The 19,366-nt window shown below is 73.4% G+C and carries 17 protein-coding genes; 9 read left to right on the forward strand and 8 right to left on the reverse strand.

The genetic code is table 11. The features are described 5' to 3' along the window. Positions 1 to 12 precede the first annotated feature (12 nt). The 4 genes from galK (at position 13) to AB0O21_RS23470 (ending at position 4,905) form a co-directional block, all read left to right on the forward strand. Positions 13 to 1,191 carry a galactokinase gene (gene galK, locus AB0O21_RS23455; RefSeq protein WP_365173540.1) on the forward strand — a complete coding sequence of 393 codons (1,179 nt, stop codon included), beginning with the start codon at positions 13 to 15 and terminating at the stop codon, positions 1,189 to 1,191. A 175-nt stretch (positions 1,192 to 1,366) separates the two neighbouring features. Beyond that, positions 1,367 to 2,752: an MFS transporter gene (locus AB0O21_RS23460; protein ID WP_365173542.1), complete on the forward strand. Its 1,386-nt coding sequence runs from the start codon at positions 1,367 to 1,369 to the stop codon at positions 2,750 to 2,752. A 48-nt stretch (positions 2,753 to 2,800) separates the two neighbouring features. Then, positions 2,801 to 3,517, forward strand: a complete 717-nt coding sequence (locus AB0O21_RS23465) for a response regulator transcription factor (RefSeq protein ID WP_365173423.1) — start codon at positions 2,801 to 2,803, stop codon at positions 3,515 to 3,517. Continuing rightward, positions 3,514 to 4,905, forward strand: a complete 1,392-nt coding sequence (locus AB0O21_RS23470; protein ID WP_365173426.1) for a HAMP domain-containing sensor histidine kinase — start codon at positions 3,514 to 3,516, stop codon at positions 4,903 to 4,905. The genes AB0O21_RS23465 and AB0O21_RS23470 overlap by 4 nt, the downstream gene beginning before the upstream one ends. 4 nt (positions 4,906 to 4,909) lie before the next feature. Here AB0O21_RS23470 and AB0O21_RS23475 read toward each other — a convergent pair whose 3' ends face one another. Further along, on the reverse strand, positions 4,910 to 5,884 hold the full coding sequence (locus AB0O21_RS23475; protein WP_365173428.1) for a TAXI family TRAP transporter solute-binding subunit: 975 nt from the start codon (positions 5,882 to 5,884) through the stop codon (positions 4,910 to 4,912). A gap of 53 nt (positions 5,885 to 5,937) precedes the next feature. On the opposite strand from AB0O21_RS23475, the gene AB0O21_RS23480 reads away from it, so the two are divergent. Then, on the forward strand, positions 5,938 to 7,185 hold the full coding sequence (locus AB0O21_RS23480; protein ID WP_365173430.1) for a TerD family protein: 1,248 nt from the start codon (positions 5,938 to 5,940) through the stop codon (positions 7,183 to 7,185). A 145-nt stretch (positions 7,186 to 7,330) separates the two neighbouring features. On the opposite strand, the gene AB0O21_RS23485 is transcribed toward AB0O21_RS23480, so the two are convergent. From AB0O21_RS23485 to AB0O21_RS23495, 3 genes are all read right to left on the reverse strand, one after another. After that, on the reverse strand, positions 7,331 to 9,121 hold the full coding sequence (locus tag AB0O21_RS23485; RefSeq protein ID WP_365173432.1) for a hypothetical protein: 1,791 nt from the start codon (positions 9,119 to 9,121) through the stop codon (positions 7,331 to 7,333). A gap of 89 nt (positions 9,122 to 9,210) precedes the next feature. Continuing rightward, complete coding sequence (locus AB0O21_RS23490) at positions 9,211 to 9,648, reverse strand: cytidine deaminase (RefSeq protein WP_365173434.1); 438 nt, start codon at positions 9,646 to 9,648, stop codon at positions 9,211 to 9,213. Positions 9,649 to 9,722: 74 nt separating this feature from the next. Beyond that, the gene (locus AB0O21_RS23495) at positions 9,723 to 10,274 is read right to left on the reverse strand and encodes a DUF4352 domain-containing protein (RefSeq protein ID WP_365173437.1); all 552 of its coding nucleotides are present in this window, start codon (positions 10,272 to 10,274) and stop codon (positions 9,723 to 9,725) included. Positions 10,275 to 10,729: 455 nt separating this feature from the next. Here AB0O21_RS23495 and AB0O21_RS23500 point away from each other — a divergent pair, with 455 nt between their 5' ends. Then, positions 10,730 to 11,071 carry a hypothetical protein gene (locus AB0O21_RS23500; protein WP_365173440.1) on the forward strand — a complete coding sequence of 114 codons (342 nt, stop codon included), beginning with the start codon at positions 10,730 to 10,732 and terminating at the stop codon, positions 11,069 to 11,071. 11 nt (positions 11,072 to 11,082) lie between these two features. Here AB0O21_RS23500 and AB0O21_RS23505 read toward each other — a convergent pair whose 3' ends face one another. The 4 genes from AB0O21_RS23505 to AB0O21_RS23520 all read right to left on the reverse strand — a co-directional run bounded on the left by AB0O21_RS23505 (position 11,083) and on the right by AB0O21_RS23520 (position 16,418). After that, positions 11,083 to 12,051 (reverse strand): FAD binding domain-containing protein, encoded by a 969-nt coding sequence (locus AB0O21_RS23505; protein ID WP_365173442.1) that lies wholly within the window; start codon positions 12,049 to 12,051, stop codon positions 11,083 to 11,085. After that, entirely contained in the window at positions 12,048 to 14,618 is a 2,571-nt protein-coding gene (locus AB0O21_RS23510) for a molybdopterin cofactor-binding domain-containing protein (RefSeq protein WP_365173445.1), read from the reverse strand. Before AB0O21_RS23510 ends, AB0O21_RS23505 begins: the two co-directional genes overlap by 4 nt. A 158-nt stretch (positions 14,619 to 14,776) precedes the next feature. Next, complete coding sequence (locus tag AB0O21_RS23515; RefSeq protein WP_365173448.1) at positions 14,777 to 15,631, reverse strand: alpha/beta fold hydrolase; 855 nt, start codon at positions 15,629 to 15,631, stop codon at positions 14,777 to 14,779. A gap of 169 nt (positions 15,632 to 15,800) precedes the next feature. Beyond that, a complete protein-coding gene (locus AB0O21_RS23520; protein ID WP_365173450.1) occupies positions 15,801 to 16,418 on the reverse strand; it encodes a LysE family translocator in 618 nt (205 codons plus the stop codon). A gap of 195 nt (positions 16,419 to 16,613) precedes the next feature. Here AB0O21_RS23520 and AB0O21_RS23525 point away from each other — a divergent pair, with 195 nt between their 5' ends. The 3 genes from AB0O21_RS23525 to argG all read left to right on the forward strand — a co-directional run bounded on the left by AB0O21_RS23525 (position 16,614) and on the right by argG (position 19,247). Beyond that, complete coding sequence (locus AB0O21_RS23525) at positions 16,614 to 17,075, forward strand: suppressor of fused domain protein (protein ID WP_365173544.1); 462 nt, start codon at positions 16,614 to 16,616, stop codon at positions 17,073 to 17,075. A gap of 147 nt (positions 17,076 to 17,222) precedes the next feature. Next, positions 17,223 to 17,693 carry a flavodoxin family protein gene (locus tag AB0O21_RS23530; protein ID WP_365173453.1) on the forward strand — a complete coding sequence of 157 codons (471 nt, stop codon included), beginning with the start codon at positions 17,223 to 17,225 and terminating at the stop codon, positions 17,691 to 17,693. Positions 17,694 to 17,801: 108 nt separating this feature from the next. After that, positions 17,802 to 19,247: an argininosuccinate synthase gene (gene argG, locus AB0O21_RS23535; protein WP_365173455.1), complete on the forward strand. Its 1,446-nt coding sequence runs from the start codon at positions 17,802 to 17,804 to the stop codon at positions 19,245 to 19,247. Positions 19,248 to 19,366 lie beyond the last annotated feature (119 nt).

Genomic DNA, 19,366 nt, shown 5'->3' on the forward strand with positions numbered 1-19,366 from the left:
GAGGACGACGGCATGCGGGCGGACCGGGTCGCGGACGCCTTCCGGCGGCTTTTCGGCGACGCCCCGGACGGGGTCTGGGCAGCACCGGGCCGGGTCAACCTGATCGGCGAACACACCGACTACAACGACGGGTTCGCCCTCCCCATGGCCCTCCCGCAGAGCACTCTGCTCGCCGCGCGCCGGCGCACGGACGGCCGGCTGCGGCTGCACAGCGCGCAGGGGGACGGCCGGATCACCGAACTGCCCGTGGCCTCGCTGGCCCCGGGTTCCGTGAAGGGCTGGGCCGGCTACCCGGCCGGCGTGGTCTGGGCCCTCGCCGAGGCGGGCCACCCGGTCGCGGGTGCGGACCTCCACTTCGACAGCACCGTGCCCACCGGCGCCGGGCTCTCCTCCTCCGCGGCGCTGGAGTGCGCGGTCGCCGTCGCGTACGACGAGCTGTACGGGCTGCGCCTGTCCGGGGCCGCGCTGGCCCGGATCGCCCAGCGCGCGGAGAACGCGTTCGTCGGCGTCCCCTGCGGGATCATGGACCAGATGGCCTCCGTCTGCTGCACGGCCGGGTCCGCCCTCCACCTCGACGCCCGCAGCCCGGAGCACCACCGGCACGTGCCCTTCGACCTGCGCGGCCAGGGGCTGCGGCTGCTGGTCATCGACACCCGGGTGGCCCATGACCTCGGCGACGGGGCCTACGCGGCCCTGCGCCAGGGCTGCGAACGGGCGGCCGCGCTGCTCGGCCTGCCCGCCCTGCGCGACCTGCCCCCCGCGGAACTCCCGCGGGCCCTGCACGCGCTGCCGGCCGAACTCGCCCCGCTGGTCCGCCATGTGGTGACCGAGAACGCCCGGGTCGCCGAAGCCGTGTCCCGGCTGCGGGAGGGGAACGCGGCGGCGCTCGGCCCGATCCTCACCAGCGGCCACGCCTCGCTCCGCGACGACTACCGCGTCTCCTGCCCGGAGACCGACCTCGCGGTGACCGCCGCACTGGACGCCGGCGCTCTCGGCGCGCGGATGACGGGCGGCGGCTTCGGAGGCTCCGTCATCGCCCTGGTGCGGGCGGGGCGGGAGGACGTGGTGGGCGACCGCGTCACGGCCGCCTTCGCCGCCGCCGGCCACCGCGCCCCGCGCATCCTCACCGCCACTCCCGCGGCGGGCGCGCGCCGCCTCACTCCACCGCCGGGGAGCGAGCGGCAGCCGTAGCGGCCACCGCGGGACGGGCTTTCTTAGCGGGACGTTAGATCTGGGTGCCGGACCTTGTCCGGGCACGACGGCCGACGCGATGCTCTGGGAACTTCCCCAGCACGGGGGGCTGGGGAAGTCCTCCCTCCCTCATCAGGGACATCCGTCTGGAGCCGCCATGCCTTCGTCCGCCGCCATGCCCGAAACACCTCCCGTGGACGAGCGCAAGAAGCGCCGTCTCGCACTGATCGGCGGCTCACTCGGCAATCTCGTCGAGTGGTACGACTGGTTCGTCTACGCGAGCTTCGCGATCTACTTCGCCGACTCCTTCTTCCCGGGCGACAACCCGACCACACAGCTCATGAACACGGCGGGGATCTTCGCGGTCGGCTTCCTGATGCGCCCCGTCGGCGGCTGGATCCTCGGCCGCGCCGCGGACCGGCACGGCCGCAAGAGCGCGCTCACGCTCACCGTCACCATGATGTCGGCGGCCGCGCTGCTGATCGCCGTCGCCCCGACCTACGGGCAGGCGGGCTACTTCGGCGCCCTGGTGCTCCTGCTCGCGCGGCTGCTCCAGGGCATGAGCATCGGCGGCGAGTACGCGGCCAGCGCCACCTATCTCACCGAGGCGTCGGCCCGTAACCGGCGCGGCCTGGGATCGTCGTTCCAGTACGTGTCGATGACCTGCGGCCAGCTGCTCGGCCTGGGCATCCTGATCACGCTCCAGCACACCCTCAGCACCGCCCAGTTGACCGCATGGGGCTGGCGCATCCCCTTCGTCCTCGGGGCCCTTTTCGCACTGGTCGTCTTCTGGCTGCGGCGGCGGCTCCAGGAGACCGACGCGTTCAAGGAGCAGGCCTCGGGCGAGGACGCTCACGACGACAGCACGCGCGGCACGCTGAAGGCCCTGTGGGAGCACCGGCGGCAGGCGGGCCTGGTCATGGCGCTCACCCTCGGCGGGACCGTGGCCTACTACACGTACACCACGTACCTCACCAAGTACCTGGTCGGCAGCGCGGGCATGGCGAAGACGACCGCCACGCTGGTGAGTTTCACCGCGCTGGCCCTCTTCGCCGTACTGCAGCCGTTCGCCGGGATGCTGTCCGACCGGATCGGTCGGCGGCCCCTGCTGATCACCTTCGCAGTGGGCTGCACCCTCGGCACGTACCCGATCATGACCGCGCTCGGGTCCGCGTCCTCGTACTGGTCCGCGCTGGGTCTCTCGCTGCTCGCCCTGGTGATCGTCACCGGCTACACCTCGATCAACGCGGCGGTCAAGGCCGAGTTGTTCCCGACCAGGGTGCGCGCCCTGGGGGTGGCGCTGCCCTACGCGATCGCCAACGCGCTGTTCGGTGGCACGGCGGAGTACGTGGCGCTGTGGTTCAAGAGCAGCGGCCACGAGACGATGTTCTTCTGGTACGTGTCGGGGTGCGCGCTCGTCTCCCTCGTCACGTACGTCCTCATGCCGGACACCCGCAACGCGGCGCTGAGCCGCGCCGAGGCCGAGGCCGACGGCGAAGGCGACGGCGACGGCGGACGTGATGTGCGGCCGGCCGCGGCTCCCGCCGACATCGCGCGCTGAGCGGCACCGGTACCCTGTCACGGGTCGCCGGTCACGAGGAGGCTGTCCGTGCACGCGCTTCTCGTCGAGGACGACGACCGCATGGCCCAGGCGCTCGGCACCGCCCTCGCCCAGCGCGGGCACACCGTCCGCCGGGTCGCCCGGGCTCTGGACGCCCTGCGGCACGTCCGCGAGGCCGAGTTCGTCCTGCTCGACCTCGGCCTGCCCGACCTGGACGGGATAGAGCTCCTGCGGCGGCTGCGTACCGTCTGTGACGCACCGTTGATCGTGGTGACCGCCCGCTGCGAGGAGCGCGACATCGTGCAGGGGCTGCGGGCGGGCGCCGACGACTACGTGGTCAAGCCGTTCCGGATGGCCGAGCTGATGGCCCGTATCGACACCGTACGCCGCCGGACGGACACGCACTCCACCGGCCCGGCCGGCGACGGCGGCGAGCCCGTGCGCGCCGGAGACGTCGAAGTCGACCTGGCGGGCCGCACGGTCACCGTGGCGGGCGGCGAAATCCAGCTGACACGACGCGAGTTCGACGTGCTCGCCCTGCTGGCCGCCCGCCCCGGCGAAGTCCACTCCCGCGAGGAGATCCTGGACCGGATCTGGGGGGACGCCTTCCTCGCCGCCTCCCGCTCGCTGGACGTCCACGTGGCGGGCATCCGCGCCAAGACCGGCCGCTCCGGGCTGGTGCGCACCGTCCGGGGGTTCGGCTACCAGCTCGGCTCCCCCACGCCGCGCGCCGAGCGGGACGGCGAGCAGGACGGCGAGAGGTGAGGCGCAGACTCCTCGCGGTACTGATGGTGCTCATGGGGGCCGCGGCGCTGTTGCTCTGCCTCCCCCTGGCCGACGCCTACGCACGGGGACGGACCGAGCACCTGCTCCTGCAACGGCGCTCGGAGGCGGTCCGGTTCGCCGATCTCGCCGACCGGATGCGAACCGGCGCCGACCGGACGGAACTGTCCGCCGAGATCACGCGGTACGCCGAGCTGTACGGGGCGGCGGTGGTCGTGGTCGACACGGCGGGCGCGACGATCGCACGGGCCGACAGCGGTGCCGGCCCCCGCGCGGCCTCGGGCGTCTCCCCCGCGGCGGCCGAAGCCCGTCGGCGCGCCCTCACCGGGCGCTCCACCGACCGGCTGCCCACCCTGCGCCCCTGGGGCCCGGCGACGGTCGTGCTCGCGGAGCCGGTGGGGCGGGACGAGCGGGTCAGCGGGGCGGTCCTGCTGACCGTGCCCACCGGCGCCGCCCGCCGGGACGTGGCCGTCCGCTGGTCGCTCATCGCCGCAGGGGCGCTCGCCGCCTTCGCGGCCGCCGCACTGGTCGCGGCGGGGATCTCGCGCTGGCTGATGCGCCCGCTCCTCGACCTGGACCGGGCGGTGGAGGGACTGGCCGCCGGCAGCCTCCAGGCACGGGCCGTCTCCGGCGCCGGGCCGCCCGAACTGCGCCATCTGCGCCAGCACTTCAACACCATGGCGCAGGCCGTCTCCGACTCCATCGGCCGCCAGCGCGACTTCGTCGCCGACGCCTCCCACCAGCTGCGCAACCCGCTGGCCACTCTGGTACTGCAACTGGAGAACGTCGAACCGTACGTCGCCCCGGGCCCGGGCCGGGCCGAGCACACCCGCGCCCTGGACGAGGCCGGGCGCCTGGAGGAGCTGCTCGACGGCCTGCTGGCCCTGGCCCGGGTGGAGTCCGCCGCGGCGGAGCCCGCGGAGCAGGACGTGTCGCGGGCGGTGCGGGAGCGGGTGCGGGCCTGGGACCCGGTCTTCCGCGACGCCGGGCTCGAACTCGCGGCCGTGGACCTGCCGGAGGACCTGCGGGCACGCGCCCTGTCCGACGCGGCGGGCCGGATCCTGGACGCGCTCCTCGACAACGCGGTCAAGTTCGTGCCGAGCGGCGGCCGCGTCGAGGTGGCCGCCGCGCGTGCCGCCGACGGGACGGCCGTCGTACGGGTCGCCGACGACGGACCGGGAGTCGCGGAGGAGCAACTGGCCCTGCTGCTACGGCGCTTCGCGCGCTCCCCCGAGCACCAGAACGTGCGCGGCAGCGGACTGGGGCTGGCCATCGCCGACGAGATCGCCCGCATCAGCGGCGGCTCGCTCGGCGTCGGCGCCAACACGCCCCGCGGTCTGGTCGTCGAGCTCCGGCTCCCGCCCGCGTGAGCGCTCAGCCGTACACCGATCGGTAGTAGGCGACCGCGCCCGGGTGGAGCGGCACTTCGCCGGTCGAGATGGCGAACCGGGGCTCCAGCCGAGCCCCCGCCGTCACCTCGCGCAGCAGGTCGCGCCAGCGGTCGAACACCACCTGGAGCAGCGCGCGTACGGCATCGGCCGGTACGTCGCCACGGGCCAGGAGGTAGTTGCCGACGCCGATGGTTCCCACCGGTTCCGTCTGGCCGTACACCTGGGCCGGGAGCGTGACGGCCGTGTAGACGGGGCCGTGTTGCTCGCGCAGCGCGCCGACGTAGCCGTCGAGCGGCAGCAACCGCAGCGGCAGCTCGCGCGCCAGTTCCGTCAGTGCCGGCGTGGGCACGCCACCGGACCAGAACAGCGCGTCGACCGCGCCGGCGCGCAGCGCCCTCGCCGACTCGGCGAGGCCCAGCTGCCGCTCGCGCGCCGGCGCCGGGCCGCCGCTCAGCCCGGCCGCCCTCAGCACCCGCTCCGCCACGACCTGGACCCCCGACCCCGCCGCTCCGGCCGCGACCGGACGGCCGGCCAGCTCGCCCACCGAGCGCACGGGCCCGTCGGCCGGAACGAGGAGGTGCGTGTAGTTCACGTAGACCCGGGCCAGCGCGGTCACCTCGGCCTTGGCGGGCCCGGAGAACCACTCGCGCCCCAGCACCGCGTCCTCGGCCACGTCCGCCATGGCCAGCGCCAGGTCGGCGGAGCCGTCGTCCAGCTTCCGCAGGTTGTCCACGCTGGCCGCCGTACTCACCGGAACGACCTCCAGGGAACCGCCGCTCGCGGCGACGGCCCGTGCGAGGACGTGCCCGAACGCGTTGTACGGACCGCCCTCCGGCCCCGTCGCGAGCCGCAGCCGCCAGGCCGGTGCGGAGTCCCCCGAGCATCCGGCCAACGCGAGCCCGACCGCGCCGAGTCCGGCGCCCACCACCCGCCTCCGGTTCCACCGCACGCTGCTCACGGCGGAAGCGTACGCTGCGGGAGCAGACGGGAAGTCGCGGAAGGGGGAACCACGTGTCCTTACAGAAGGGCGCCAACGTACCGGTGGCCGCCACCAGGATCCGGGTGGAGCTCGGTTGGGGAGGAGGCCCCGGAGGCCCGGACGTGGACGTGTCGGCCCTGCTGCTGACAGCGGCCGGCAGAGTGCGCTCCGACGACGACTTCGTGTTCTACAACCAGCCCGTGCATCCCAGTGGCGCCGTTCGCCACGAAGGCAGGCGTCAGGACGGCACGGGCACGGTCGAGACGATCGGGGTGTCGCTCCCGGGGGTGGAGCAGGAGATCGGCCGCATCGTCGTCGCGGCCTCCAGCGACAGGACGTTCGGTCAGGTGTCCGGGCTGTTCGTACGGGTCCTGGACGCGGACAGCGGCGCCGAGACGGCGCGGTTCGACGCCACTGATGCCACCTCGGAGACGGCGTTCCTGCTCGGGGAGTTGTACCGGCGCAACGGCGCGTGGAAGTTCCGGGCGGTGGGGCAGGGGTACGCCTCCGGCCTGGCAGGGCTCGCCACCGATTTCGGCATCACGGTCGACGAGCCGGCCGCACCTCCACCGGTCACCGCGCCGCTCCCCTCGGCACCCCCGCCACCGGCTCCTACCCCCGTTCCCGTGCCTGCGCAGCCGGTGCGGCTGTCGAAGATCACGTTGACGAAGGCGTCGCCCACGGTTTCCCTGACCAAGCAGGGGGCCACGTCGGGAGGCATGCGGGTCAATCTCTCGTGGAGCGCGGCCAAGCCGTCGCGTGGCTGGATGAAGAAGGGGAAGGACGCCGTCCGGCTGGAGGACGTCGACCTGGACCTCTCCTGCCTGTGGGAGCTGCAGAACGGCGCGAAGGGGATCGTCCACCCCATCAACAACCAGTTCGGCTCGTTCGACCAGCCGCCGTACATCCTCCTGGACCAGGACGACCGGACCGGCGGGAGCGAGGACGGCGAGAACCTCATGATCAATCTTGATCGCACGGCCGAGATCAAGCGCTTGCTGGTGTTCGTGTCCCTCTACTCCGGGGCTGCCGGCTTCGCCGGTCTGCACGGGGTGGCCACCCTGTACCCGCCCGTCGGTCCGCCGATCGAGATGCGCTTGGACGAGTGCACCGTTCCTTCGTCGGTCGCGCCGATCGCACTGATCGAGAACGTGGGCGGGGAACTGATCGTCCGGCGGGAGGCGAAGTACCTGGTGCTGCCGCCCGGCATCAGCAACCAGGAGGCCGTGGACATCGAGTACGGCTGGGGAATGACCTGGCACGCCGCCAGTAAGGACTGACCGTCCGCCGCAATACGAAACCGAGCGCGCGCCGGGCGTGACACCGGGCGCGCCCCGTCGTTGAACACGGCGGTCAGCGAAGTGACACGGCGAGGCCCCGGAACACACGTTCCGGGGCCTCCTGCCGTCTGTCGGCGGCGTCAGTTCACTCCGGGGTGGGGGCGTCGTCCACCGGGGTCTCGATCCACGCGGTGTTGTTGACCTGATTCGCGTCGGGTGAACTGGTGGTCACGGTGGCCCTGTTGGTGACCGTGCCGCCTTCCGGAGCCACGACCCTCACGACGATCTCGGTGGTGACCTCGGCACCGCTGAGGAGGGTGCCCACCGAGCAGGTCACCGTGTCGGAGGAGCCGCTCGGCGGGATCACGCAGCTTCCCTGGCCCGGAGTGGCTCCGACGAACCGGGCGTTGGGCGGCAGGGTGTCGTGGAACACGATGTGCTCCGCGGCCCGCGGGCCGTGGTTGGTCACCGTGACGGTGTACGTCAGGTTCGATCCGGTCGGTACGGGCTCGGGCCCGGCGCTGAGCGCGAGCGCCACGTCGGCGCCGGACCGGACGATGGCCAGGCTGTGCTCGCCTCCGGCGGCGACGGCGGTCGCGTTGTCGAGGGACGTGATCCCCACGGGGATGGCCCTGTCGGTGGTCGTGCCGTCGCCGAGCTGACCGCTGCCGTTGCCGCCCCAGGCGACGAGGGTGGCGCCGGTCTCCTTCGCGAGGGTGTGGTTGCCGCCCGCGGCGATGGCGGTCACCCCGCTGAGGCTCGTGGCGCAGGGCAAGCTGCTCCCGACGGCACAGGGACGCACGGGCGAGGTCGTGGCGCCGGTCGCGATGAACCCGGTGCCGAGCCGGCCGTTGTCGTTGGCCCCCCAGGTGCGGACGCTGGAGTCGGACTGCAGGGCGACGCTGTGGCGGCCGCCCGCGGCAACGGCGGCGACGCCGGTGAGGGCGCGGCAGGGCAGGCCGGCGAACGCGCAGACCGTGATGGGCGACGGTTGCTGGGTGGTGTTCCCGGTTCCGAGCCGGCCAGAGGCGTTGGCTCCCCAGGCGGCCACGGTGCCGTCGGAGCGCAGCGCCAGGCTGTGCTGGCCTCCCGCGGCCGCGGCGGTCACGCCGGTCACGGCGACCGCGCGGGGGGTGGTGTTGCCGGGTGCCGTCGCCGGCCTGCCGAGTTGGCCGTTGCTGTTGGATCCCCAGGAGACGACGGCGCCGTTGGTGCGCACGGCGAGGTTGTGGTTCCCGCCGGCGGCGATGGCCGTCACGCGCGTCAGTACGGCCGGTGTGCAGGAGGTGGCCGGGGCGCTGACGAACGTGTCCTGTTGGCAGACCCCGATGGGCGTCGTTCTGGCACCGCCGGTGGAACTCGTGCCCAGCTGGCCGAGGCTGTTGCTGCCCCAGGCCACGACGGTGCCGTCGGAGCGCAGGGCCAGGCTGTGGTTGTCACCCGCGGCAACGGCGGTCACGCCGGTGAGGAAGCCGGAGCAGGTCGCAGTCTGGCCGGGGGCGCTCTCGCCGGGCGCGCAGACCCGTACCGGGGTGGTCCTGTCGGAGAACGAGCCGTCACCGAGCTGGCCCGCACCGTTCGACCCCCAGGTCCAGACCGTGCCGTCGGCCCGCAGCGCGACGCTGTGGTTGGCGCCCGCTTCAACGGCTACGAGGCGGTCGAGGGACGAGGTGCAGGTGGCGGGCGCGCACACGGAACCGGGCGTGGTGCTGCGCCCGATCGTGATCCCGTCTCCGAGTTGCCCGCTCGCGTTGCTGCCCCATGCCCGTACGTCGCCGGGCTCCGCGGAGGCACCTCCGTCCGCCGCGACCGCGCCCGGCACCGCACCCGGGGAGACGCCGCCCCACAGGAGCGCCGCCACGGCCAGGGCAACGGCCCGCCCCGCAGTCCGGCCGACGAGCTTGAACCCCATGGTCGTCCTCTCGTACGGGATCACACGTCAACCCTGGACGCGGTGATCCCGACGACCCGGCCGCGGCACGCTCAGTGCCCTCCTATGGCGCAGCCGGCGGGAGCCTGTGGGGCTCAGGCACCTGGCGCGTCGTCCGGGAGCTGGTGGTCGGCCCAGACGAAGCTCTCGGGGAGCAGGCCGCGGATCGGGACGGACCGGCACTCGGCGCCGCGGCCCACGATCACCTCGACCTTCGGGTGGAGGTCGAGGAGGACCTGGCGGCAGCGGCCGCAGGGCGGGATGACGCCCTCCCCGCCGTCGCCGATGGCGACCACGGTGCGCAGCTCGGTGATGCCCTGGGTGACGGCCGCGCCTATGAGGACGAGCTCGGCGCACGGGCCGCCGGTGAAGTGGTAGACGTTCACGGCCGTCACGATCTCGCCGTCGGCACTGCGGCCGGCGGCGGCGACGGTGTGGTTGTCGCCGAAACACCGGTCTCGGGAGACGCGGGTGGCGACCTCGATCAGTTCGTGGTCGACGGTTTGCGGGTGCGACTGCGTGTGCGCGGCCATGCGGCCATGCTCGCACAGACGAAGATCTTTGCCCTGGTGGCGGCGACGTCCCGTTCGCCGATCAGCACGGACCTTCAGTTCCGAGCCCCGAGGGTCGTGGTGAGCCCCGTCGCGGCGCCGCCATCGGTCTTCCACTCGCCCACGTCATCGGAGAAACCGCTGTTCAGGGAGAACTGCACGATGGCCGGCTCGGAGCCGTCGGGCAGTTGGAAGGTCAGGTAGCCCAGTGCGGTGTTGCCGGGCGTGATGGTCAGCGAAACGGGCAGCCGCGGCCCGGCGGTGGTCTTCGCCACGACGTCCGCGTCGAACTGCTGCCCCGCGGTGTCGACGAGCGTGGCGCCGTTCACCGGGCTGTCCTTGTACGCGACCGTCCCGGTGTTCTTGAGGCGGAACTGGACCGATACGTAGCGGTTCCCCGGATCAGGCGTGAAGAACTCGACGGCCGATGCGGCCGGGTCGACCACCTTCAGGGCGGTGACGTCGACCTGCTCACCGGACTTCACGCCGGTGAGCGTGACCGTCGTCCCCAGGGGAACGGCCTGGGAGGGGGCCGCGGACGCCTGCGCGCCCGGACCACCCGCGACAAGCGCGAGCGCTGCCAAGAGCGCGGCCGGTAGACGGCGCATGGCTCCTCCCGGTGGACTCGTCCCCGAGGGCGCGTGGCCGGAGTTACTTTCACCATCCACCCCGGCGGCGCGCCCCGCCACCTCGTAACGGACCGCGGCGGGCGGGCCCGCGGTCATGGCACCGCGTGGCACCACACCCGGGCTGGTTCCAGCCGATCGCCGAGTACCAGCCGAAGTAGCGGCTCCCGGGCTCTAGTGCTGTGACCGGCAAGGTTCACCGGGTCACGGCGCCCGGCACGGCACCTCGCTGCGTTGTCGGACCGCGCAAGTACGTCCAGTACGAGCCGCGGCCCTCCGCCTTGCGATGCTTCCCCTAGGCCCTGCGGGCCTGGGGAGGCCCCATGCACCGGACACCGCGACCCGGCAAACCTTTCCGGCCACAGCACTAGGGTGGCCCGGACCGTCCACGCAGCCGGGGCCCGACGGCCCCGGACCGCTTCCCCCAGGAGTCACCCATGGCCCGATCGCTCGACGGCCTCGTCTTCGTCCCCGTGGCCGACCAGGCGCCCGGCCAGGTCGGCCGCGAGACCCGGTTCACGTACCACGAGCAGGACGGCCGCGTCTGGGCCGAGTACTCCGGCGGGGACGTGGTCCGGGGCCATCTGGTCGGCACCCGGGCAGCGGACACCCTCGATTTCCGCTACGTCCAGCTCCGCCTCGACGGTACGACCGCCTCCGGACACTGCGTCTCCCGGCTGACGGAGCTCCCCGACGGCCGGCTCCGGCTGGACGAGACGTGGACGTGGGAGTCCCAGGAGGGCAGCGGGACCAGCACGGTCGAACAGCCGCCGAGCTGAAGTCGTCCTGGTCAGGCCCCGCCGGGCGGAGCCTGGCCGGCGACCCGTTCCAGGACTTCCAGGACGGTGTCGCGGAACAGCGTGGCCTTGTAGCCGGTCTGCGGCAGCGGGCGGCAGCGCGCGAGCACCGTCGCCGCCGCTGCCGCGAGGACCTCGGGAGTGGCCTCGCGGCCGGTCAGGGCGGCCTCCACCTCCGTCAGCCGCAGCGGGACGCGTGCCACGCCGCCCGCCGCGACGGCGGCGTGCGTGATGGTGGTGCCGTCGAGCGCGAGCCGGGCGGTGGCCTCGACCAGGGGCCATTCGGCGTGGGCCCGGCTGATGGCCCGGTGGCAGGCGGCCCGTTCGCCGGGGAGGGGTGCGGGCAGCCTGACCGCGGTGAGGATGCGGTCCGGTGGGAGCAGGTGGTCGGCGTGGAAGAGCTGGTCGCCGTCCCCGTACAAGTCGGCGACGGCGCGCGGGGATTCGCCGTGGATCTCGGCCTCGGCATCGTAGGTGAGCAGGGCCATCGCGAGGGTGGACGGGTGCGGGGTGACGCACGGGCCGTCGCCGCTGACCACGCCGAAGTGGTGGTCGCCCGCCCGCGCGGGGCAGCTGTTGCCGCCCTTCTGGAAGCAGCTCACGTGCGGATTGCGGTAGTACCAGCAGCGGTTGCGCTGCAGGAGGTTGCCGCCCAGCGTGCCGGCGGCGCGGATCTGCGGGGTCGCCGCGGTCGCGGCCGAGGCCGCCAGGGCCGGCCAGCCGGCGCGCACCTGCGGATCGGCGGCCAGAGCGGCGAGGGTGGTCAGGGCGCCGATCCGGAGCCCGCCGCCGGGCAGTGGCGTACAGCCACGCAGGTGGACGGCGCCGCCGAGGTCGGTGAACGGCCCGGGGGAAACGCCGCTGCGCTGCCGGGCGGTGGTGTCGGTGCCTCCGGCGCGCAGCTCCCCGCCGCGGGCCAGGACGGCGGCCGAGAGATCGGTGAGGGCGGGCTCGACGCTCACGCACCCAGTCCTTTCAGGAGCCGGTCGGGTCGGATGGGCAGGTCGTACGGGCGCCAGCCGGTCGCATCGTGGACCGCGTTGGCCAGGCACGCCGCCGTGGGCAGGGTCGCGATCTCGCCGAGGCCGACACCGCCGCCGGGCACGTGCTCGAAGCCCTCCTGGTGGAAGTGGATGGTGATCTCGGGGGTGTCGCCGATGCCGGGAAGGCGGTAGTCCTCCAGGTTGTCGGTCAGCACCCGGCCGGTGGCCGGGTCGACGCGCCGCTCCTCGAACAGCGCGTAGCCGACGCCCTGCACCACGGCGCCCTCGCACTGGCTGCGGGCCAGCCGGTCCTCGTGGATGCGGCCCGCGGCGATACCGCTCCACACCCGCAGCGGGCGGATCCGGCCGAGTCGCGTATCCACCTCGACCTCGGCGACCTGCACCGATCCGGTGAAGCCGCGGCCGATCGCCACACCGCCCATGGTCAAGTTGAACGGGGTGACGAAGCCCCGGTGGTCGCGGGGGCGTTTGCCGGTGACCCGCACTCCGTGTGCCGTGCCCAGCCGGGCCGCGATGTCACCGCCCCCGAGCGCGTCGCGCAGCCGGGCGGCCGCGTCGGCGGCGGCGGGCGCGATGGAGGGCGTGGTGCGGCTGCCGCCGGAGGTGGGGCCGTGGACGGCCCCGCTCCCGCCCACCTCGGCGCGTACCCGCTCCTCCGGCACGCCGAGTTCCTCGGCGACGGCCCGGCGCAGCACGGTCCGCGCGCCCGTGCCGATGTCCTGCACGGCACAGCGCGCGACGACGACCCCGTCCTCGACGGTGAGCTCCACCTCGGTGGCGGGGTCGAGGAAGTACAGCCAGTTGGCCGCCGCGACGCCGACGCCGCGGCGGTACCGCCCGGTGCCCCCGCGGGAGCCCGACCAGAGCGGGAGCGCGGCGGCCCGGTCGTAGAGGGCGTGCCTCTTGGCGTTGCCGTCCCAGCGCCGGCGCAGGGCGATCGGGTCCTCGCCGAGCCGGTGGGCCATCTCGTCGACGGCCTGCTCCAGGGCCCAGCACAGCGGGGGTCCGCCCGGGCCCCGGAACGGGGCGCCGGGCGGCCGGTTGGTGACCGTGTCGAAGTCGCGGAGCCGGCGCGGGGCCCTGCCGTACATGAACCGGGCCTGCGCCGCCACGGAGGCGCCCACCGAGACCCCGCCGTCGCTGTCCGCGTCCATGGCCAGCGCGCTCAGCTCGCCGTCCGCGTCCGCGACCATCGCCAGCCGGATCCGGGTGGCGGGCCGGTATCCGCCGTCGATGAGCTCCTCGTCCCGGTCGAGCACCACCCGTACGGGGGCGCCGTGCAGCCGGGCCAGCTCCACCGCGGCGACGACGTCGGTGGTCAGCCCCATCTTGCAGCCGAAGCCGCCACCCACGTGGACGGCCTTCGCCACCACCCGTTCGACGGGCACGCCCCAGCGCTCGGACGCCTGCTCGGCCACGTGCTTCAACGACTGCGTGGACACGTCCAGGTGGAGGGTGCCGTCGACCCACTGGGCCAGGCAGGCGTGCGGTTCGAGCGGGGTGTGGGTCTGCGCGGCGGTGGTGAACACGCCCTCCACCACCCGCTCGGGGTTCCGCCCCCGGGCCTCGGTGATGCGGCGCACGGCCGTGGCGGGCCGCTTGCTCATCGCGGACGGGCCCCGCAGGTTGCCGCGCCAGCGGGCGGGCAGCAGCTGGGGGGTCTCGCCGGAGCCCGGTGCCCGCTTGCGGGCCGCCTTGTCCTCGTAGACCAACGGGCCCTCGCCGTCCCGCGAGCGCCGTACGTCGAGGGCCGCGGGCAGCACCTCGTACTCCACCGAGACCCGGGCGGCGGCCGCCCGCGCCGAGGCCCGGTCGGGCCCGGCGACCGCCGCCACCGGCTGTCCTACGTACCGCAGCACACCGTCGGGGGGCAGCAGCGGCACCAGCGGGAGGTCTCCGGCCTCCAGTGACCGTACGACGGCATGCGCGTGCGGCGAGCGGATGATCACCCCCTCCAGCATCCCCTCGGGCCGCAGGTCGGTGGTGTAGCGGGCCGATCCGCCGATCTTCTCCGGGGCCTCGGCGCGCGGTACCGGCGGCGCGGTGCCGTCGGTCGGCGCGGTGTCGTAGTCGCCGGCGCAGGCGGCGGCCACCGCGCTGAAGATCCCCTCGTACGCGCCGCAGCGGCACAGGTGGCCCGCCAGCGCGTCCGCGATCTGCCCGCGCTCCGGCCGGACGCGGCCGTGCTCGGCCCGCCACCGCTCGAAGAACGCGGCCGCCTCGACGACGAACCCGGGGGTGCAGTAGCCGCACTGGAGGGCGTCCTCGCCGGCGAAGGCACGCGCGACCGGGTGGCCGGCCAGCCCCTCCACGGTCATCACCCGCCGGCCGGCGAGGGCGACCGCCGGCGTCAGGCAGGACACCCGGGGCTCACCGTCGACCTGGATGGTGCAGGCCCCGCACACCCCGCCCGCGCAGACCAGCTTGGTGCCGGTCAGACCCAGCCGGTCGCGGACCACGTCCACGGCGGCCGGGTCGTCGTCCACGTCCACCGCGCGCGGGGCGCCATTGACCTCGAACTCCACGAGACGTACTCCTCAGCCGTGGGGTGGCGACCGCCTGGCCTCGCGCTCACCTTCAGGCTCCTTGATATCCCGCTCCCGGGCTCGGCGCAGTTCGGCGCGCGCCGTCGGGGTGTGGGGCTCCCCCGGGGCCGCAGGGCCTGCGGCCCCGGGGGACGGCCTCAGGCGAGGCCGGCCAACAGTTCCGCGAAGGGCTGCGGCCGGCTGAAGTACCCGACGTGCGAGGTGGCCAGGGTGTGCACCTCGAAGGGGTTGTCCGGGGTCAGCTCGTCCGCTGTGCGGATCATGTGGTCCTGGACGGCCGGGGTGATGCCGCGGTCCTCGGAGAGACGGACGTAGGTGTGCGGGACGCGCCCCCAGCCGTCGGCGCGGACCACCGCGGCCGGCTCCAGCACCGAGTGGTTCTCGTCCGGGTCCATGGAGTCCAGCAGCAGCCGGAACTGGTGGTCGGTGGAGTCGGCCATGATCGCGGCCTTCAACTCGGCGAACAGCGCGGGGTCGGCGTGGGCGCTGCGCCAGTTCAGCCGGACCACACCGGGTTCGCGGACGCCCGGCACGGTGATTCGCGCCGCCGCGGCGTCCAGCAGGTTGTCGTCGGCCACGTCCCACGGCTCGGTGAGCATGGCCGGGTCGCCGAGGCAGAGCGCGGAGAGGTAGACCACGCGGTCGAGGAGCTCCGGTACGGCGTTGGCGACGGCGCTGACCGTCAGACCGCCGAGGCTGTGGCCGACCAGGACGACCGGGCCCCGTTCGGCGAGCCGCCGCAGGGTGTCCACCACGTGCCGGACGTTGTCCTGCAAGGTGACGCCGCGCAGCGGGGAGGGGGCGGCGGCCAGGGCCGTGACGTCCTGGGGGTGGCGGTAGTAGGCGGCGGGGCTGTGGGCGCGGTCGCCGTGGCCGGGCAGGTCGACGGCGTACGAACGGTGCCCGAGCAGGGCCAGTTCGTTCTGCAGCGGGCCCCAGGCCCGGGCGTTGCTGGAACCGCCGTGAACGAACAGGAAGGTGGTTGCTTGCATGGTGGGGATCCTCGTCATCCTGAGGCGAACGGTGGACGCGGGACCCGGCGTCGGCAACGGCCGACACCGCGGTCAGAGCATCGACCGGGTGCGGGTGGACCGCCAGTTGTGGATGACGCAGCACATGACGACGAACCTAACAGGAGGTGACCTCTCCCGGGAGCCCGCGTCAGTTCGCTTCCGCGGCTACCCGCACCCCGAAGCCGATCAGCACCGCACCCGTCACGCGGTCCAACAGGCGGCGGAAGCCAGGTCGTTCGAAGACGGAGCGCGCCCTGGAGACGAGGTGGGCGTACGACCCGAGCCAGATCAGGGTCAGCGCCGCGTGCAGGAGGACCAGCAGGCCCATGCCGGCCGCCGTGGGGAGTTCGCGCGGGGCCAGGGTGGGCAGCAGACCGGTGTAGAAGACGGCGATCTTCGGGTTGAGGACGTTGGTGGTCAGGCCCGCCAGGAACGCGCGCCCGGGGCCGGCGGCCTTCGGCTCGGCGGTCCGCGGCGCGGAGCGACGGCTCTGCCAGAGGGCCTGCAGCCCCAGGAAGCACAGGTACGCGGCGCCGAGGATCTTCACGACGATGTACGCCTCGGCCGAGGCGGCGAGGACCGCCGCGAGCCCGACGACGGTGCACACGCCCCACACGAGCAGCCCGGTGGTGATCCCGGCAGCCGTACGCAGGGCCTCCGCCCGGCCCGAGTCGATCGCGCGCTTGGTGACCACGGCCATGTCGGGCCCCGGTACCACGGTCAGCAGGGCGAGCACTCCGGCCGCCACGGCTGTCTGCGTCCACATACGGTGGGTCTCCTTCGAAGCGAAAGTCGGCGACTTCGGCCTGGCCGTCGACCGCGGTTGGTCTGCGATGATCATTCGGTGAGCGATGAGGGGCTGCCGGCCGCAGAGGCCGTCGAGTCACATGTCCGGGCGTTCTTCGAGGGGCATCCCGTAGAGGCAGTCGCCTGCGACCTCGGGCCGGAACGCCGAGAGACCGTGTCCGGCCTGCGGGTTCTCGTCGTGGGTCCAGGTCCCCGAAGTGACTGCTGGGCGTATGTGACTGCCGGATGCTGGGCGGCCACGGAGGAGGGCGGGCGTGGGCTTGAGTTCGTCATGACGGCCCGCGTCCGCGACCAGCGCTTCGTCGAGCTGATGGGCATGATCGCCTATTACCACTGCGGAGGCCATCAGCTCGACCTGGAGCACAGCATGCCGATCGGTGAACCATGGGTGCCGGGTTCGGAGTGCGACCACCTCCTGGTCAGCCTGCCCTACCTCCACGGACCCGACCTGGAACACTGTCGGCTGCCCGGGGGACACGCCCGCATCCTGTGGACCCTGCCTGTGACGGCCGCCGAGATCGAGTTCCGCAGGCGGCGCGGCCACGAGGCCCTTGAGCGGCTCTTCGACGCTGCGGAGATCGATCCGACCGATCCCTTCCGGGCGTCGGCTGCCTGAGTTTCCTGACCGGCCGGTGCCCAGCCCCGCACGCACCGCACCGCACCGCCTCGGGGCGTGACCGCCGTCACACCGACGCGGTGTCACGTCCGGAGGCGCTGCCCGGTCCCCGCTACGGAAGCGAAAACGAGTGAAGGGATCATCCGGATGAAGACCGTCATCGTGTGCGTCTCCGTGTCGCACGGAAACACCCGTCGTGTCGCCGACACCATGGCCCAGGTGCTGGGCGCGAAGGTCGTCACCCCCGAGGAGGCCGACGTGGAGGAACTGGCCGGCGCCGACCTGGTGGGGTTCGGCGCGGGCGTCTTCTACGGCAGGCTCAACCCCCGCCTGACCGCCTTCGCCGAGGCGCTTCCCGCCGGGAGGGGCCGGGCCTTCGTGTTCGCCACCAGCGGGCTCCGCGAGAAGCCGCGGGCGCCGTTCACCCGCCCCCTGGTCCGGCTCCTCGAAGGCAAGGGCTTCGAGGTGCCCGGGAGCTTCACGTGCCGCGCCTTCGACACCTGGGCGCCCTTCAAACTCGTCGGCGGCATCAACAAGCAGCGACCGGACACCGCCGATCTGGCCGCCGCACGGGCGTTCGCCGAACGGCTGAGGGACGCCGGCGGCCCCGTGTCCTGAGCCCTCGCCCCCCGCACGGTGGGCCACCATGGAGCTCGGAGGACCGGCTTCGGGGTGTGACCAATGTCGGAGTTTGCATGATCATGCGAAGGCCTGCATACTCTTCCCATGTCTAAGGTCCTCACCTCCCTTCCCGCCGGCGAGCGCGTCGGCATCGCCTTCTCCGGCGGTCTCGACACCTCCGTCGCGGTCGCGTGGATGCGCGACAAGGGCGCCGTCCCCTGCACGTACACCGCCGACATCGGCCAGTACGACGAGCCCGACATCGCCTCGGTCCCCGGCCGTGCGAAGACCTACGGCGCCGAGATCGCGCGCCTGGTCGACTGCCGCGCCGCGCTGGTCGAGGAGGGTCTGGCCGCGCTCACCTGCGGGGCGTTCCACATCCGCTCGGGCGGCCGTGCCTACTTCAACACCACGCCGCTCGGCCGCGCCGTCACGGGCACCCTCCTGGTCCGGGCGATGCTCGAGGACAACGTCCAGATCTGGGGCGACGGCTCGACCTTCAAGGGCAACGACATCGAGCGGTTCTACCGCTACGGCCTCCTCGCCAACCCGCACCTGCGGATCTACAAGCCCTGGCTGGACGCGGACTTCGTGACCGAGCTCGGCGGCCGCAAGGAGATGTCGGAGTGGCTGGTGGCCCACGACCTCCCCTACCGCGACAGCACGGAGAAGGCGTACTCCACCGACGCCAACATCTGGGGTGCCACCCACGAGGCCAAGACCCTGGAGCACCTGGACACCGGCGTCGAGACGGTCGAGCCGATCATGGGCGTCCGGTTCTGGGACCCGTCGGTCGAGATCGCCACCGAGGACGTGACGATCGGCTTCGACCAGGGCCGTCCCGTGACGATCAACGGCAAGGAGTTCACCTCCCCCGTCGACCTCGTGATGGAGGCGAACGCCATCGGCGGCCGGCACGGCCTCGGCATGTCGGACCAGATCGAGAACCGGATCATCGAGGCCAAGAGCCGCGGCATCTACGAGGCCCCCGGCCTGGCCCTGCTGCACGCCGCGTACGAGCGCCTCGTCAACGCCATCCACAACGAGGACACCCTCGCCCAGTACCACAACGAGGGCCGGCGCCTCGGCCGCCTCATGTACGAGGGCCGCTGGCTCGACCCGCAGGCCCTCATGATCCGCGAGTCCCTCCAGCGCTGGGTCGGCGCGGCCGTCACCGGTGAGGTGACGCTGCGGCTGCGGCGCGGTGAGGACTACTCGATCCTCAACACCACGGGCCCGGCGTTCAGCTACCACCCGGACAAGCTGTCCATGGAGCGCACCGAGGACTCGGCGTTCGGCCCGGTGGACCGCATCGGCCAGCTCACCATGCGCAACCTCGACATCGCCGACTCGCGCGCGAAGCTGGAGCAGTACGTCGGCCTCGGCCTGATCGGCACCGGCCACCCCGCCGTCGGCGCCGCGCAGGCCGCCGCGACCGGGCTGATCGGCAGCATGCCGGAGGGCGGCGCCGAGGCCATCGCCTCCCGCGGCGAGGTCTCCGAGGACGAGGAGATGCTGGACCGCGCGGCGATGGAGTCCGGCACGGACTAACCGGGCGCTGCCTCGACGCACCACACGGAAGGGCCGGCTCGGCGGCACGTCGCCGTCGAGCCGGCCCTTCCCGTGCCGGCGGTCCGCCGCCGAAGCGGTGGCCGCCGGACAGGTCGGCC

The sequence above is a fragment of the Streptomyces sp. NPDC091371 genome (assembly GCF_040684275.1).
Classification (GTDB): Bacteria; Actinomycetota; Actinomycetes; order Streptomycetales; family Streptomycetaceae; genus Streptomyces.

Excerpts from the sequence above, each read along its gene's own strand:
- galK (WP_365173540.1), top strand. The coding sequence starts at position 13 with ATGCGGGCGGACCGGGTCGCGGACGCCTTCCGGCGGCTTTTCGGCGAC.
- AB0O21_RS23460 (WP_365173542.1), top strand. The coding sequence starts at position 1,367 with ATGCCCGAAACACCTCCCGTGGACGAGCGCAAGAAGCGCCGTCTCGCA.
- AB0O21_RS23490 (WP_365173434.1), bottom strand. The coding sequence starts at position 9,648 with ATGGCCGCGCACACGCAGTCGCACCCGCAAACCGTCGACCACGAACTG.
- AB0O21_RS23495 (WP_365173437.1), bottom strand. The coding sequence starts at position 10,274 with ATGCGCCGTCTACCGGCCGCGCTCTTGGCAGCGCTCGCGCTTGTCGCG.
- AB0O21_RS23500 (WP_365173440.1), top strand. The coding sequence starts at position 10,730 with ATGGCCCGATCGCTCGACGGCCTCGTCTTCGTCCCCGTGGCCGACCAG.
- AB0O21_RS23515 (WP_365173448.1), bottom strand. The coding sequence starts at position 15,631 with ATGCAAGCAACCACCTTCCTGTTCGTTCACGGCGGTTCCAGCAACGCC.
- AB0O21_RS23520 (WP_365173450.1), bottom strand. The coding sequence starts at position 16,418 with ATGTGGACGCAGACAGCCGTGGCGGCCGGAGTGCTCGCCCTGCTGACC.
- AB0O21_RS23530 (WP_365173453.1), top strand. The coding sequence starts at position 17,223 with ATGAAGACCGTCATCGTGTGCGTCTCCGTGTCGCACGGAAACACCCGT.
- argG (WP_365173455.1), top strand. The coding sequence starts at position 17,802 with ATGTCTAAGGTCCTCACCTCCCTTCCCGCCGGCGAGCGCGTCGGCATC.